Annotated in this window: 1 protein-coding gene and 1 pseudogene; one reads left to right on the forward strand and one right to left on the reverse strand. The window is 72.0% G+C overall.

The genetic code is table 11. From position 1 onward, the window contains the following. Nucleotides 1-84: 84 nt before the first annotated feature. A complete protein-coding gene (locus G3I65_RS48825) occupies nucleotides 85-666 on the reverse strand; it encodes a YqgE/AlgH family protein (protein WP_163046886.1) in 582 nt (193 codons plus the stop codon). A gap of 202 nt (nucleotides 667-868) precedes the next feature. Between G3I65_RS48825 and G3I65_RS48830 the strand changes: the two are divergent. Beyond that, a pseudogene (locus G3I65_RS48830) lies at nucleotides 869-1,536 on the forward strand (MFS transporter); the annotation flags it as partial.

The following is a 1,536-nucleotide window of genomic DNA, read 5'->3' on the forward strand; positions in this document are numbered from 1 at the left end:
CGCGCCGGCTCCGGCGGCGCCCGCCGGCTGCAGCGGCTGCGCGTGCGGCGCCGGTGGCTGCGGCGTCTTCAAGAAGGAAGAGGCCTAATTCCGCTGGAGGTCGCCCGGGTGGGTGGCCAGTAGCGCCAGCGGGATGCCCTGGCGGCGCAGCACCTGGCTCCACAGGTCGCCGCTGGGCGAGGCCAGGATGTCGCTCGGCAGCGCGGGCACGATGACCCAGTCGTCGCGCTCGATCTCGCCCGCCAGCTGCCCCGAGTCCCACCCCGCGTAACCGGCGAAGACGCGCACGCCGCGGACCTTCGGCACCAGCGCCTCGGGGTCGGTGTCCAGGTCGACCAGCGCGACCGGCCCGCGGACCGCGATCACGCCCGGCACGCTCGCCGCCGTCTCGCCGGTGCGCAGCGCCGCCAGGCACAACGCCGTCTTCTTCTCGACCGGCCCGCCGACGAACACCGCCTGCGGCTCGGCGACGTGCCCGCCCCAGTTGGGCAGCACGTCGTGCACGGCGACGTCGCTCGGCCGGTTCAGGACCACGCCGAGCGTGCCTTCGTCACGGTGATCGATGACGAACACCACGGTCCGCTTGAAGTTGGGGTCGACCATCGTGGGGGCGGCGACCAGGAGCGTTCCCGGCTCAACCTCGGCGTCCGCTGGCACGCGACCCATGATCTCACCTTCGGCCCGGCGAATTACTTCGGCTCGGGAACAATCGCCCCAAGAGCCTCGTTTGAAACAGTGGTCGGCGCACTCCGTGTCCCCCGGGCTCACTGAAGAACCGCCTTTGTGGAATACCGTCCGGCTGGAGCCACACTGCGCATAGCCGCCGAGAGGCGACCTCAGTGCGTCGACCACCTACTACTCTGGCTCCGTGACGATCAGCGCCGGTGCCGAGACCAGCCGACAGGGCCCCCGGGAGCTGTTGAAGGACCCGGACTTCCGACGTCTGCTCTTCACCCGCTTCGCCGCCAGCTGGGGCGACGGCGTCTTCCGCGCCGGGCTCGCCGGAGCGGTCCTCTTCAACCCCGAGCGCGGCGCCAACCCGCTGGCCATCGCGGGCGGGTTCGCCGCGTTGCTGCTCCCGTACTCCGTGGTCGGGCCCTTCGCGGGCGCGTTGCTGGACCGGTGGGACCGCCGTCGCGTCCTGATCTTCGCGAACCTGCTTCGCGGGTTGGCGATCGTGGCCGCGTCCGCCGCCGTGGGCCTCGGGTTCGGCGGGCTCGGGCTGTTTTCGCTGGCACTGGCCGCGGAAGGCATCTCGCGCTTCATCGGCTCCGGGCTTTCGGCGTCGCTGCCGCACGTCGTGCGCACCGAGAGCGTGGTGACGGCGAACGCCTTCGCGACCACACTCGGCTCGGTGGTCGCCGTCATCGGCGGCGGGTGCGCGATCGGCCTGCGCGTGCTCTTCGGCAGCGACGACGTCGGATCGGCCGAGACCACCGCGTTCGCCGTCCTCGGCACGCTGGTCTCGGCGTTCATCGCGCGCGGGTTCGCCAGGGGCGTGCTCGGGCCGTCCGTGGTCGACGAGCCGACGAACCC

Source organism: Amycolatopsis sp. SID8362 (genome assembly GCF_010550475.1).
GTDB lineage: Bacteria > Actinomycetota > Actinomycetes > Mycobacteriales > Pseudonocardiaceae > Amycolatopsis > Amycolatopsis eburnea.

Bases quoted from the DNA above. Each gene is read 5' to 3' on its own strand.
- G3I65_RS48825 (WP_163046886.1), bottom strand. From the start codon at position 666: ATGGGTCGCGTGCCAGCGGACGCCGAGGTTGAGCCGGGAACGCTCCTG.